The sequence below is a fragment of the Lachnoclostridium phytofermentans genome (assembly GCF_000733755.1).
GTDB lineage: Bacteria > Bacillota > Clostridia > Lachnospirales > Lachnospiraceae > Lachnoclostridium > Lachnoclostridium phytofermentans_A.
This window is the reverse complement of sequence record NZ_JPOF01000007.1, coordinates 103,528-117,939: the sequence shown is the minus strand read 5'-3', so window position 1 is coordinate 117,939 and position 14,412 is coordinate 103,528. Positions and strand designations below refer to the sequence as shown.

The 14,412-nt window shown below is 35.1% G+C and carries 13 protein-coding genes; 1 reads left to right on the top strand and 12 read right to left on the bottom strand.

What is annotated here, in order from left to right:
• Positions 1-76: 76 nt before the first annotated feature.
• From hisS to CC92_RS0116425, 8 genes are all read right to left on the bottom strand, one after another.
• Entirely contained in the window at positions 77-1,318 is a 1,242-nt protein-coding gene (gene hisS, locus CC92_RS0116460) for a histidine--tRNA ligase (RefSeq protein WP_029501545.1), read from the bottom strand.
• Between the two features lie 452 nt (positions 1,319-1,770).
• Positions 1,771-2,532 carry a MerR family transcriptional regulator gene (locus CC92_RS0116455; RefSeq protein ID WP_029501546.1) on the bottom strand — a complete coding sequence of 254 codons (762 nt, stop codon included), beginning with the start codon at positions 2,530-2,532 and terminating at the stop codon, positions 1,771-1,773.
• Positions 2,533-2,660: 128 nt separating this feature from the next.
• Positions 2,661-3,614, bottom strand: a complete 954-nt coding sequence (locus CC92_RS0116450; RefSeq protein ID WP_029501547.1) for a hypothetical protein — start codon at positions 3,612-3,614, stop codon at positions 2,661-2,663.
• A 275-nt stretch (positions 3,615-3,889) separates the two neighbouring features.
• Positions 3,890-4,423: an RNA 2',3'-cyclic phosphodiesterase gene (gene thpR, locus CC92_RS0116445; protein ID WP_029501548.1), complete on the bottom strand. Its 534-nt coding sequence runs from the start codon at positions 4,421-4,423 to the stop codon at positions 3,890-3,892.
• A 112-nt stretch (positions 4,424-4,535) separates the two neighbouring features.
• On the bottom strand, positions 4,536-6,029 hold the full coding sequence (locus tag CC92_RS0116440; protein WP_029501549.1) for a YfcC family protein: 1,494 nt from the start codon (positions 6,027-6,029) through the stop codon (positions 4,536-4,538).
• A 152-nt stretch (positions 6,030-6,181) separates the two neighbouring features.
• On the bottom strand, positions 6,182-6,718 hold the full coding sequence (locus CC92_RS0116435; RefSeq protein ID WP_029501550.1) for a flavodoxin domain-containing protein: 537 nt from the start codon (positions 6,716-6,718) through the stop codon (positions 6,182-6,184).
• 341 nt (positions 6,719-7,059) lie between these two features.
• On the bottom strand, positions 7,060-7,701 hold the full coding sequence (locus tag CC92_RS0116430; protein WP_029501551.1) for a trimeric intracellular cation channel family protein: 642 nt from the start codon (positions 7,699-7,701) through the stop codon (positions 7,060-7,062).
• Positions 7,702-8,068: 367 nt separating this feature from the next.
• On the bottom strand, positions 8,069-9,523 hold the full coding sequence (locus CC92_RS0116425; RefSeq protein WP_029501552.1) for a protein adenylyltransferase SelO: 1,455 nt from the start codon (positions 9,521-9,523) through the stop codon (positions 8,069-8,071).
• Between the two features lie 418 nt (positions 9,524-9,941).
• On the opposite strand from CC92_RS0116425, the gene CC92_RS0116420 reads away from it, so the two are divergent.
• Positions 9,942-10,913 carry an alpha/beta hydrolase gene (locus CC92_RS0116420; RefSeq protein ID WP_029501553.1) on the top strand — a complete coding sequence of 324 codons (972 nt, stop codon included), beginning with the start codon at positions 9,942-9,944 and terminating at the stop codon, positions 10,911-10,913.
• Positions 10,914-11,112: 199 nt separating this feature from the next.
• Here CC92_RS0116420 and CC92_RS0116415 read toward each other — a convergent pair whose 3' ends face one another.
• The 4 genes from CC92_RS0116415 to CC92_RS0116400 form a co-directional block, all read right to left on the bottom strand.
• Complete coding sequence (locus CC92_RS0116415) at positions 11,113-11,835, bottom strand: hypothetical protein (RefSeq protein ID WP_029501554.1); 723 nt, start codon at positions 11,833-11,835, stop codon at positions 11,113-11,115.
• Positions 11,836-11,843: 8 nt separating this feature from the next.
• On the bottom strand, positions 11,844-12,257 hold the full coding sequence (locus CC92_RS23090; protein ID WP_242847874.1) for a DUF3795 domain-containing protein: 414 nt from the start codon (positions 12,255-12,257) through the stop codon (positions 11,844-11,846).
• Positions 12,258-12,402: 145 nt separating this feature from the next.
• Entirely contained in the window at positions 12,403-13,311 is a 909-nt protein-coding gene (locus CC92_RS0116405) for a helix-turn-helix transcriptional regulator (RefSeq protein WP_029501556.1), read from the bottom strand.
• A gap of 479 nt (positions 13,312-13,790) precedes the next feature.
• Positions 13,791-14,387 carry an FMN-dependent NADH-azoreductase gene (locus CC92_RS0116400; RefSeq protein WP_029501557.1) on the bottom strand — a complete coding sequence of 199 codons (597 nt, stop codon included), beginning with the start codon at positions 14,385-14,387 and terminating at the stop codon, positions 13,791-13,793.
• Positions 14,388-14,412 lie beyond the last annotated feature (25 nt).

Below are 14,412 nucleotides of genomic sequence, written 5' to 3'. Positions count from 1 at the left end.
AGAACAGGTGCAATAAGTTTGTTGCCAATCCTATATTGGCAACAAACTTGACTTATTTATTCTTCTTTAAGATTTGTTAAACAGATGAAAGGAATTTTATCCCTTCGCTTTGATCCAGTTGTAAAAAAGCATCGTATTCTTGTGTTCTCATCTTTCCAATCTGCTTTCGAACATTGGATTTTTCTTCACAAAGAACGATATCAAAGTCCTGCTGGTAATTCCTCGCTTCCTGCAACGCTTTCACAATTGCATCTTTTTTATAAAGGATTGCCAAACGTTTTTTCTTATTGGGTACTTGATAATTGTTATCTAGTAACATCTGATAAATGCGTTCAAAACCAATAGAAAAACCAACCGCAGGAATCACCTCATTCGTAAACTTTCCTATCAGATTATCATATCTTCCACCACCAGCAATCGAACCATTCCAGTCATTGCTTACAATTTCAAACACCGCTCCGGTATAATAACTTTGTCCTCTTACCAAGGATAAATCAAATTCCATTTGGTAATTACCACCCGATAGTTTGTTACACGAATTCATGATTGTTTCAAGATTTCTAATGTCTTCATTCTCACCTAACATTTCACGAATTGTGTTTAGCGCTATTGGCATATCCAACAGAAAATCTGTAAATCTAGTAATTGCTTCTTCCTTACAGCCTTTCTCAATTAGCTCTGCTTTTACACCTCCAACCCCAATTTTGCTCATTTTATCAAAGGAGATGCAAACTCCTTCCAACTGCTCTGTTGTGAAACCAAGGGATAAGAGTAGTGTGTTTAAGAGTCTTCTATTATTAATCTTTATCACAAAATTCCTTATTCCAATTTCCTGTAAAGCCTTTGCAGTGGTTGTAATAAGTTCAATTTCTGCAGTATAGGAATCCGTTCCTATGATATCAATATCACATTGCACAAATTCTCGCAATCTGCCTTTTTGTGGACGCTCAGCCCGATATACCCTATCTATCTGGATGCAGCGAAATGGAGTTGGTAGCTTAAATCTGTTATTAGCCACATAGCGACACAATGGTAGGGTTAGATCGTATCGTAGTCCTAAATCAGATAATTTATCAAAGTTTCCATCTAATATTTCTTTTTCTAGTTTATCTCCACGCTTTAATACCCGAAATAATAGTTTTAGATTTTCTCCACCTTCACTATTTTCAAGATTTTCGATATCCTCCATGACGGGAGTGCTTATCTTTTCAAATCCAAAGGATTGGTAGGTTGTTAAGATTACATTCTGCAAATAGTCTCTTAAGAAAGCTTCCTTTGGTGAATATTCATTCATGCCTTTTACTGTACTGATTTTCATATTTTACCTCTTTTCTTTGTTGCTTTATCATTCTGCAACTACTATCACGCTTACCCCTTTTGTATCTTTCTTTCATTCTTTCTTTCTACAACAAAAAAGCCATTTAGGCATATACCCAAATGACTATGATTCAACGAGATTCGTTATTCTTTCTAAATCATCACCGTTTATGCATCATGGGCATATGCAACGCACAAAAGCCCATGTAATTACATAGGCTTATTGTTTACCATGATTATGATGATGTTTTTTAGTTAAGAACATTGTAAATCTCCTCTCTGACAAATAAATTAGGTTCATTGTAACTATCTTTTTGTAATCCGTCAAGTAAAACTACTCAAGTACACTATACTTAACAAAAAAGCACGCTTAGCGGACTTTTCCTTGTCATGAAAAAGAAGTACTATGCCGTTATAGCGGCAAGAAGACATAACGGCATAGTAAGCTCTAGATTATTTGCAGTAGATATTAATTGCATCACGAAGAAACTCTGCACAGCCTGGTGTAATTGCATCATAATAGGCCTTGAATCGCTCATCCTCGCAATACATAGTAGCAAGTCCTTTATGTGCTTCTTTCGAATACATCCCCTCTGGCCAGAAGTAACAAAGCCATTGTCTATGCAAATCACATGCTTTTTGCGCTAGTTCACTTGCCGGATCTCCAAACAATGTTGCTTCTTTTAGTGTTTCATTCACTTCCTTTGATAGCTGTTCTACCTCATTATACTGCTCCTTTGTCATATTTTTTACTTTTGCATTTGAAGCTTCCACAACTTCGTCACCGTATTTCTGACGTATTTCCTTTCCGTACTTCTTTTCATTCTCCTCCACTAGCTCTTGTTTGAATCCCTCAAATTTTTCTTTATCAGACATAATAAGTTCTCCTTTCGTAGCTCGAATTGTTTTACTAACATTTTGTATCAACAGATCAATTTGCTCTTTCTTTCGATAAAGAGCGGCTAAATGATTTTCCAAAGCCTTGTTTCGGTCAAAAGTTTTCGAGTATACAATCTCTTTGATTTCTTCTAGACTCAATCCAAGTTCTCTAAAAAATAATATTTGCTGTAGCAAGTCAACCTGTAACTGCCCATAAATGCGGTAACCATTCGAACTGATTCTTTCAGGCGATAATAAGCCGATTTCATCGTAATAACGTAAGGTTCGTGTACTTATCCCTGAAATTTTCGCTAACTTGTTTACTGTGTATTCCATTATTATCACCTCGAAATGAAGTATAAACTATTACGCTGCGTTAAAGTCAATCAGTTTTTTCTAAATCTCCTAAAATGACGAAAGAACTATTGCAATAAAAATTCTCATATTGACTTCCCTTCCTACCGCTATTTACCATAATACTTGAATTTTCTTATATTAAAGTCATTCTTTATAATTCGTTTGTTTGTTAATCCTAACACGATGACATCGAATACAAAAAATATACCATCAAAAATAAGCATTCTTATATTACGCTCAATCGACATTATAAAATCAAATAAATGTTTCATAGCATAGGTTATAGTTACGGAGTTATCATAAATTAAATATCTTGTAATAAAACCAAAATATTCTACGAAAAGAAAACCTAAAAAGATAAATAATAATACAATCCTTAATCTCTTCTTCGTATAGATACCGCCATGGATTTGAAAACTAAAATACGGTATCACAAAAAGAAGCAGCAGTCCAGGTTGACCGAATTCTCCCAAATAAACTAAAATATTATAAACAATACTGGTAAAAATAATTCCAAGTATTGTTAAGACATATGACTTTATCGGGATTTTTTCCTCTTCTCTCTTATTCCATTTAGAATTTTCAAATTCTATGACACGTTTTTTATAACATAAAGGACAAAGTACTTGATAAGGATAATCATCTCCTTTTATGGACGCCATTCCTATGTTTCTATCTGAATTATCACAATCCGTACAAGTAGTTATAAACTCATGTTGAAGGAAAAAATTTATTACGTCATCAAGAAGCATCCTCAATTGACGAACACATTTATTTTTAAATATTGATGTTTCAAATCTTATCATTAGCAGTCGTTGATTTACACCTCCACATTCCGCAAAGTGTTTCATATGATATAGATAATTTGCATATTCCATTATCAATTCTTCCGTCACTTCATCACCATGTATGCTTGTACCATTAATATGTAATGTAATACCGGTATCTTCATTTTTATACATTACAACATGAAAACCTTTGTAAATACCATGAACTACTTTTCGATTGAAAAACAATATATTTTCACATCCAAAGACATTTTCGACCACGTATTTTCTCATACTTTTCCTCCAGATAATATGTATATTTTTTTTCATAATTAGCCATATATACTATTTTCAATTTGCTTCCATTATATAACATAACAGTCTGGTAAACTACCTATTGCATACAGAAAACTACAAAAAAAGTCTTCACGGTATGTGAAGACCTTTTTTTATGAATAATAATATTTACGTTCCAAAATAACTAGAACACAAACATAACTTTATTGTAACTAATGGAATGAACTCGCGTACTTTTCCTTGCCATGAATAAGAAATCTTTCTTTAACTAATTAAGAAAGATTTCGTCTATATATTTCAGTATAAGTTAAGATTCCAGAAATTCTATCGGATTTCATTATACTAATTGTACTTACCATCATTTCTTTACCAATTAATCTGCCATTTATGTTTCGTTCGGAATTACTTTTCAGAATTACTTTTCGTCCTAAGGTGATGTGAGGAGTGAATTCTTTATCATCTGGGGTAAAACCCGCTGCCTTTAATTCTTTTATTAGCTGATCGTGTAATTGATGCAAATTTGCATTTGCAACAATACCTATCCAGGGTAAAAATTCATCCCCATTACGGAATGAACTCATATTAGAGAATTCTATAGTAAATTTAGAGAACTCGAATTGTTCTATTACATTGTTAAGTTTTTTTAATTGATTTTCACCGACCTCTCCTAAAAAAGCCAGCGTTAGATGAAGATTTTCTTTGCGTGTAAAATTTCCTTTCACTGATTGCTGTTTTAATTCAGTAATCTGCTCGAATAATTTAACCTTTAACTCTTCCGTTAGATTTATCGCAATAAAAATCCTCATATAAATCCTCCTTTCTGTCGAAACAGTGTGAAAAATCTTGATTTTTCACACTACCTTCCTTTTCTATCTATTATGCCATCATTATAGTTAAACTTTCTTCATAATTCACATCTTATATATTCACTTCTAATAATAAAATCGCTATCGCCAAAACCGCTATCATACCTAATAATGGTAGAATGAATTTAAGCCATTTATTATAGGTTACGTTCACCATTTCAAGGCTTGCAAGGATTAGCCCCGTTGGTGTAATAAACGACATCAGTCCCTGACCAAACACGCATGCTGTTATAATCACATCTCTTGGGACACCAACAGCATCTGCAAGTGGAGCCATAATTGGGATGGCAAGCGTAGCAAGTCCTGAAGAAGATGCAATAAAAAAGCCTAAGATTAAAAATACAAACATCATTAAAATAACAAATATATTCGGACTCATACCAGAAACGAGATTAGATAAACTATATAAAATAGAATCTGATACAAGACCATTTTCCAATATGATATTAATACTTCTTGCAATACCAATGACAAGACCAACTCCAACTAAATCCGCTGCCCCACCGACAAATGTATGAACGAATGCTTTTTCTCCAATCCCTGCAATAATTCCGATTAAAATACCAGATACTAAGAAGAGTGCTGTCATTTCTTCAAACCACCAACCTAGTTTTGAGACACCATAAATCATAACAACAAAGCTGATAGCAAAGATGGATAAGATCCATACTCTCCTGGTTGTAAATTCTGCGTCCTCTTTCTTACTAAAATTTCGATTTATTTCATCTTTCATCTCAATAACAAGAGATTTTTCAGGATTCTTTTTTATTTTTGTAGCATAACGCACGATATACCAGGTCGTAATGAGAAAACCAAGGACTAGGCCAATCACCCGATAGGATATCCCTTGTGTAAAATTAATACCTGCTGCATTGGAACCTATTACTACAGAGAACGGATTCGTAGTTGAAAACATAGAACCAATCGATGATCCCATGTAAATTGCTGCGATACAAACAATAGCATCATATCCAGCCGCCAGATAAACGGGCATTAAAATCGGATAAAATGCAATCGTTTCTTCTGCCAGTCCAAACGTTGTGCCACCAAGCGCGATCAAGAAGGTCACAAAAACGATTAGTAAGTACTCATGACCTTTCGTTACTCGTGAAAGTGCGGCAATCCCTGCATTAATAGAGCCACTTTCATTGACTACACCAATAACACCACCTATGATCAACACAAACAAAATGATTCCAATACTGTCATATACACCCTTTATTGGAGCCAATAATACATCAACTACTCCCTGTGGATTTGGAGCTACTCTTTCATAGGTCCCAGGAATTGCGATCGGTTTGTTGATGCTTCCATCTTTGAATTTAGCAATATCATTTGCAACTCCTAGCTGATTCAAAGTTTCTTGCGTACCTTCATAAGTCTTCTTAGTCCCATCTGGTAATATTTCAACAAAATTACCAGTATCTAAATTAAAACTTAGCTTTGCATAAGAACCCGCATTAACCACATAGGTTAACGCTGCTGCCAATATTAATACAATAAATAGAATCGTATAAGCAGATGGAAACGTAATTTTCTTTTTCATTGTCTTCCTATCTCCAGTCAATCAAATATGATAACATAGAACCTAACATTTCATATCGATAATCATACAATATGTTACATAGATAGATTGACAAAATAAGTTACTTTTTATCCATTATTACGATACAAACCCAGGAAGAAATGAATAGGGAATTATTGGCACACCTTATTATTACCTATATAATCTATCAAAGGAGTGATGAATTCTCTGGAAGAGATGTCATAAGAATTTTTTATTGCCTGTTCACATCCTTTTTCTTCGCTATCTTTTTCCTTTTTATTGCGTAAAACTTTGGCAAGTGCTTTCATGATAAGACGGTCACCAGCCCTCATTCTTTCATAATTCAATCCCGTTTGCATATAAAAATGAGGGATTTCAGATAGCTCTTCCTTGGAAAAACTAGACTTCCAGATTTTATCGATAACATCCTTTGCTTTTGCAGGTGTCGCTCCGGTTGCAAATACAATCAATTTTGTAGTATTTCCCTCCAACTGCCGCTTGAACTTACGAAATCCATCGACTTTTCCAGCATGGATACGGCTACCGAATATGATGAGATCATACTCTGAAATCTTAACCTCCTTTAATTCCTCATAGGGTACAGCAGTACATAGAAGCTCTTCCGATATCCATTTTGCATACATTTTAGTAAATCCTGTCTTGCTTCTATAGATCACAACTATCTTCAAATCAGTCACCCCCGTCAATTATCACTATTCTTAATGCTAAGATATAATAAGTTATGGGAATTGTCAATATATGGTATTAAAACAAGAAGTGCACGCTTCGAGAATCTTTACTTATCATAAACAAGAAAAAGTACGCTTCTCGTACTTTTCCTGGTCATGAATAAAAAACGCCCTAGGTCATTGAACCAAAGGCGCTAAAATTAGAAAGTGGTACTTAAGTAATTAAACTGTTACCATCCTTGCAATTTTTTATTTTATCTATATAGTGATTCCTTAATGATTAGTTGTTATTATACTGATTCTTCCTGCCTACTCATAATATCAAATTAATAACTTTTATCTTAAGCCTTATCACCAATCTTCGGTAAATTCCATTCAAAGTAAGTTGCTAACATACGTAGTGTAATAGTCATCGAAAGTCCGACTATCATCGCTGCATTCGTTCCAATCCAGTCACTAGTATAGTAGTATACGGATGCACCAACAATCGCTGCCACAGCATATACTTGTTTATGTAAAACAACCGGTATCCTACCTGCCAAGATATCTCTAAGTATTCCACCACCAATCCCTGTTACAACACCAACGAAGATGGATAAGAATGCTAGTTCACCAAATCCATTGTTACCAGCAGTATTTACACCAGCAACGACAAATACACCAAGACCTACTGCGTCGAAAACATTGATAACTCGGTCTACTCGCTTGGAATAACGATTTATTTTCCCCTGTAAAAAATACATTACTAAAAAGACGATCAAGGTGGTTATCACAGCTACCGTTACATATACTGATTTACGAAACATAGTAGGAGGTAAGACTCCTAATAAAATATCTCGTATCATACCACCACCAACAGCTGTCGTTACTCCTAATACAAGTACTCCAAAGATATCCATATTCTTCTTGATTGCAACAATTGCCCCAGAAATTGCAAACGCAATTGTACCTATAATCTCAATAATAAATACAAAATCTGACATCTCAAATCCTTTTCCTTCTCCGTAATTTCAAATCACTGTCCCATTATACTAGGTCGCAATCTAGGTGTAAAGGACTTCTTTTAAACTAGAAAATGCACTCTTCGCGTAATTTTCTTTGTTATGAATTGCAGTAAAATGACAGAAGCATTTTATTATTTACTATTTGCATGTAAGCACTTATCAAGTTCGCCTTACCTCCTCAAATTAAGCTCCTATTTTTATTTGGGTACCAAATAAAAATAGGGCTCATTTTCATCAGATTTCATACAGGAAAAGGCTATCATAACCCCAGTAACCATGCCATTTTCCAGTTTTCAAAAGAGATTTAATCGGCTGGAAACACAACTTTTTTATATCGCTTATTCTGTTACGTTCCACAAAATGTTCGATAACCACATGCGGCTTCCCCAGGAGGTGTAGTATAATAATCATTCAAGTTTTGATAGTCATACGGATGTCGTAATACTGCAACTAAAGAATCCAAGGCGGCATAATCTTTAAAATTAACGGCGCGCTCCAATGCTTCCTCTACCCTATGATTTCGAGGAATTACGGCTGGATTTACTGATTCCATTAATTTTCTTGATTCCTCTAAGGACTCTTCTTGCTGTTTTCTTCTTTCCTGCCATAAGGAAATCCATTGTTGATATTCCGTTGAATCAGCTAATTTCATTTGCGTAGTCTGACTCAAGGTAAGATCACGGAATGTATTGGTAAAATCTGCTTCGTATTTTAACATCATACTTAGCAAAGCCTCTATTAAGTGTTCATCCATCTCATTTTTATGAAATAATCCTAATTTTTTTCTCATGCCTTCATACCAATAGTTATGATACCACTTAGAGAAAAGATTGAACTCTTCCTGTGCAATTTCAATCGCTTTTTCTTTATTATCATGTAATAAAGGTAACAGTGCTTCCGCAAATCTTGCTAAGTTCCAAGATGCCATCCCTGGTTGATTTTGATAAGAATATCTCCCTTCTCTATCAATAGAACTAAATACTGTCTCTGGATGATAAGTATCCATAAATGCACAAGGTCCATAATCAATGGTCTCACCGCAGATAGCCATATTATCTGTATTCATTACTCCGTGAATAAAACCTACTAATTGCCATTTCGCAATTAACCTAGCTTGACTGTTCACAACTTCATGAAGAAGATTTCGATATCTTTCTCCTTTCGAAGATACTTCACTAAAATGTCTCTCAATCGTATAATCTGCAAGTGCTCTAAGTTCTTTGGTATCAAGGAATTGATTTGCATATTGGAAGGTACCCACACGGATATGGCTTTTTGCAGTTCGAACTAAAATAGCACCGGGTAACATCGTTTCACGTAGTATAGTCTCTCCTGTAGTTAGTACCGCTAGACTTCTCGTACTTGGTATTCTCAATCCTTTCATACCCTCGCTAATAATGTACTCACGTAACATTGGACCAAGGGTTGCTTTGCCGTCTCCCCCTCTAGAATATGGTGTTCTACCAGACCCTTTTAATTGAATGTCATAACGTTCTCCATCTTTCGTAACAATTTCTCCAAGAAGTACTGCACGCCCATCACCAAGCATAGTAAAGTAACCAAATTGATGTCCTGCGTACGCTTCTGCAATTGGTGTTGAATTCTCTAAAACTTTATTACCAGAGAGTATCAAAACACCTTCTTTGCTTTGAAAGAACTCAGAATCTAGACCAAGTTCTTTTGCTAATGAACTGTTCCATTTCACCAGATTGGGCGAAGGAACTTTACTTGGCAACTGAGCTGTATAAAACTCTTCTGGTAGAGTTAGATACGTATTTTCTAATGTTATATTAGGATTCATTCCTCATCCTCCTTCCTAATTCCGTGAGGTAGACTAATCAAAACCACTCATGTTACTATAGCGATTATTTACCGTATGGATAATTTGTATCACCCTAGTATACAGAATCAATCATTGTAAAGTGTTGATTAATTCATAAGAAATCCTAAAGTGTACATGATCCGTAATCTCTGTAGTAATAATTGATTTAGATCCATAATCGTAAAAACTATAGTACTCGTATTTAAAATAGTTTCTACACATCAATATTTTATATACTTAATACTAGATTTTTCTTTCACCCAGCGTTAATATTTATCCTAAGCAATGACTTATGTATAAAATACCATATTTACAATATTTTTCCTATATAAAAACACCTTAATCATGAAACTCCCATATAATACTACCAGAAGCAAATAACTTGGAGGCTTTCACAATGCGTTGTGTACCTTTAGAACAAGCCGCTGAAAAAGTAAGCGATCAAAGTTCCATACCACCTCTAATTTTTCAGATACCTCCCGAGCAAGGGCGTCTCCGATTAAAAGAAGCTCAAAATACTCCTGTCTGTATTTATCCAGCAACAATAAAAGCATTCAAAGTCGATACTGGAAAATGGGGTGCAATTAAGGTTTATTGTATTATACCTGATTGTCTTGTTGGTATACCAAATATTATCTTTTATATTCATGGAGCCGGCTGGGTGTTTGGTAGCTTACACACTCACAAAAAACTTGTACATGAACTAGCTGCAAGAACAAACTCTATTCTCGTATTTCCAGAATATTCACGCTCGCCAGAGGCAAAATATCCAACTGCTGTGGAGCAATGTTATAAGACCATGTGCTGCCTGCCAGAACTTATGTCTGCACTCTCCTGTAAGGTTAACTTTTCTACCTTAACAGTAGCTGGTGATAGTGTTGGTGGTAATATGGCAACTGTTATGACCATTCTATCAAAATTTAGAAATGGACCTAAAATCCATAAACAGGTTCTTTTTTATCCTGTAACAAATGCCTGTTTCGACACGGAATCTTACTGTGAATTTGCTGTCGACTATTATTTGTATCGGGAAGGGATGATGTGGTTTTGGGATCAATATACGAAATGTGAGGAAGATCGCAATCAGATTACAGCATCTCCATTACGTGCTACAACGGATCAACTAGAAGGCCTGCCACCAGCAATTATATTAAATGGAGAAGCTGATGTATTAAGATCCGAAGGGGAAGCTTATGCAAGAAAATTACGCTGCGCTGGAGTTGAAGTTACCGCAGTTCGTTTTCAAGCAATCATTCATGATTTTGTTATGTTAAATGCATTAGATCAAACCAACGCTACTCGTGCGGCAATGGATTCTTCAACGGAATGGATTAATCGAAAAAATCATACACCTGACCCTCAATCATGATCTCACCCCAAAAGTCAGACATATTTTATATTAGGTAATTAATAAGGACTGAATCCTCAAATTGTGCAGGACTCAGTCCTCTTAAAACAGTTCCCTTTTCTAGACATACTAGCGGTTATCATTTTCTGTATTTAGCATTCATGAAATAGAAGACCAATCACCTTCCAATAAAAACTCGTGCATAATTATCTTATACACATTATCCATAGATAAATTTTCGTATCTTCTTTTCCTCCGCACACGGATTTAAGATTAGTATATGTTCCCGAATTTTTTCCTCCGCTTCTGTTACCTTAATCTGATCCGCTAGTTGACATAGTTCTTCTCCCCAAAACTCTTCCGTCGTGCAAAAAACAGTAGAATTCCAACCATAACCTTCACCGTAGCGGTTTGTTTTTTGCTTTCTACCGCACATTGTAATAAACATCTTCATTTGCAATTCAATCAATGCTTTTTCAAACCGATAATTGTCCTCTTTATTAAAGTTTCCTAACTTTTTGATATCGTGAAACGCCAAGCACTTATGTTCTTCAATTAACTCATAAATTCTCTTAGCCATGTTAGAAATAGTACCTTCTAGGTAAGCTTCCTCTAAACTTTCTCCTTTTCTTCTTACCGATAGAAAATATGGAATCCATTCTTTGGTGATATAACCGCTTTTCTTAAAAAATACCTTCGCGTAAGCAATATCTGTCTGTTCATCAAGTACCCGCATACGCCATTCCCAAGGATCAGTTTCAGGATTTTCTGTATGCCAGCAAATCTTATCGGTAAATTTACTACATAGAGAAAAAATCCCCTCTGGATTTGATCCTCCTACTGTAAATCCACATAACAGTAATGCCTGGTAAAAATCATGATAATTTTTTATTCTAAGCTCTGATATTGATTTGCTTTTTTCATTATTTTCTTTACTGTTCATTTCACTATTTACCCCTTTGCTTCCTTTACTTCCTTTACTTCCTTTACTTCCTTTACTTCCTTTACTTCCTTTACTTCTTTTGCTTCTTTTGCTTCTTTTGCTTCTTTTGCTTCTTTTGCTTCCTTTGCTTTAGATTTGTTTACTTCATATTCATATTCTGAAATTCCCCACTGCCTACATTGTTCAATTCTTGCTCCTTTCGGATTATCACCATGTACTGGATCATTCGAATATTCTATCAGAATTTTGCAAGGAAATCCTTTGCACTCACCACAATGTACTTGTTCTTTTTCTTGACAACATTTTGCAACATAACATTCTCCATGAAAAGGATTTCCAAAGGTTGCAATGCAACCTTTGCACCCATGACTTTCTTTAAATGAGCATCCTTCGCAGCGTAAACCGCATCGTGTATCAATCATTATTCTCCTCATTTCTGCGCATCCCAAGTTTATGTGCGTGGCGCAGACACAAACTTGTTGAGTGAAAAATTTATCTTACACCCTTAATACACTTTACATTTTAGCTATAGTTTATCATAGCAAACACGACATCAGTATGTCGTGTTTAGGACTGATACCGCTTCAACATTTTTTGAATTTCTCCCTTCATTAATGATCTCATTTCGATTGGTTCTAATATTTCGACACGATCTCCAAAACCTAAAAACCAGCTCACCGCTACTTCAAGATTTGTAAAACCTCTCTTAAACAGTAATCTTCCATCTTCCAATTCTCGAAAGCAGCCAAAACTGTATTCTTCTATTAACCGGTATTTTTCACTTGGATCAAATACTGCTGTAATCTCATAATGATCTGGTATATGTCGATTAAAATCCAAGCATTCTGCCGGTATTTCTCTTGGGATAAATTCTTCCTCCGTCGTCTGTAAATCCCATAAACGATTTAATTTATATAGCCGAAACTCTTGCTTCTTTAAGCAAAATCCAAATATGTACCAAGAAGACCATTGAAAAACTATTTGATAAGGTTCAATCCTCTTATCATCCTCTCCTTTATTATAATAATAGTGAAACGTAACAACTCTTTTTTGCTGTATTGCTTCCCTTAATTGTGCAATCTTCGGGGCTAAGCTATCTTTGTAATGAGAAGATAAATCAATTGATATACTGTCAGCAAGAGACATTACAGTAGGCCTATTCGGTGATATTTTGTTTATTAGTCTATGTGATGCAGAATGAGTGGAGACACTATCAAATGATTTTAATCCTACCAAAATGGCTTCCAATTCATCCGTTGTAAATACTGTAGTATCTAACTTAAAGCCTTCCATAATAGAAATTCCACCCTCATTCCCCTGTGTCGTGACGATTGGTATACCTGCCTTACAGATATCCTCTATATCTCGATTAATGGTACGCCTTGATACTTCGAACTTCTTAGCAAGATAAGGTGCTGTTACTTTTTTATTATTTTGTAAGACAGTAATGATACCGATTAATCGATCTATCTTCATCTCTAATTCACTCCAATCCATTTGGCAGTTTTATACTTATCGAACATAAGCAATCATGTCTCTTTTAATTCAATTTTTTCTATACCCAACTCCAATCAAAGTTAAGTTTCAGTATTTTATTAGAAAGTATCTTTATCCGGTTCGTTATTAACGACTAACTTATTAAGGTATTATCTCATATTACAAAGTATTCGTCCATGCTGTTTATCCTAGTCATGAAGAACAAAGAATCCGGAAGCGGAACTCTCGGGACGGAGTGCGATCGCTTTAGCGGCCATACTTCCTTAGCATAGAGTACTATCCCCCGGAGGGGGTTTGATTCATAGGACAAGATTTCCTATGAATTCAAAAAAACGCCCTAAATTGCAGGGCGTTTCAGATGCGTATAGTGTACATAGGAAGATATCTCTTTCTTGACTGTGCACCTACGAGAGATTTTATTATTTTCTTCTTCCGAATCGATTGCAGCAATGAAATCATTAGAATTCCTTTACTACTAATCCAGCCTTCTCTTTTCCTTCGTTTACCTTAGCTGCGACATCAGCGCCTACAATATCCAAATTTTCTATTGCGATGGTCTGTATATTATCAACACCAAGGAAATTTAATATCGTTTTTAAATATCGGTCTCCCATTTCATATGGAGCATTGCCATACTCTCCACCTCTGGCTACAATGTGAACCGCCTTCTTATTTTGTAAGAGACCTTTCGGTCCTTCTGCTGTATAGTGAAATGTTATTCCTGTTATCGTAATATAATCAATATAAGCTTTTAGGATCGCTGGAAAACCTAAGTTCCACATTGGCGCTGCAAATACATATTTATCTGCCTCTGCAAATTGATAAGCATACTTAAGGATTGTAGTATCCTTCTTAGTTTCATCATTTACTTGACCCATTGCCTCTAAATCCGCAGGTCGTAAAAAATCAATGTTCTCTTGATATAAATCTAGTACAATTACTTCATCTTCTGGATGCTGTTTCTTATATTCCTCAATGAAATAATCAGACACCTGAAATGTTCTTGAAATACCTTCCGGCTTAATGTTTGCTTTTATATATAATACTTTACGCATAATGTTACCTCCAATTTTTAATAAT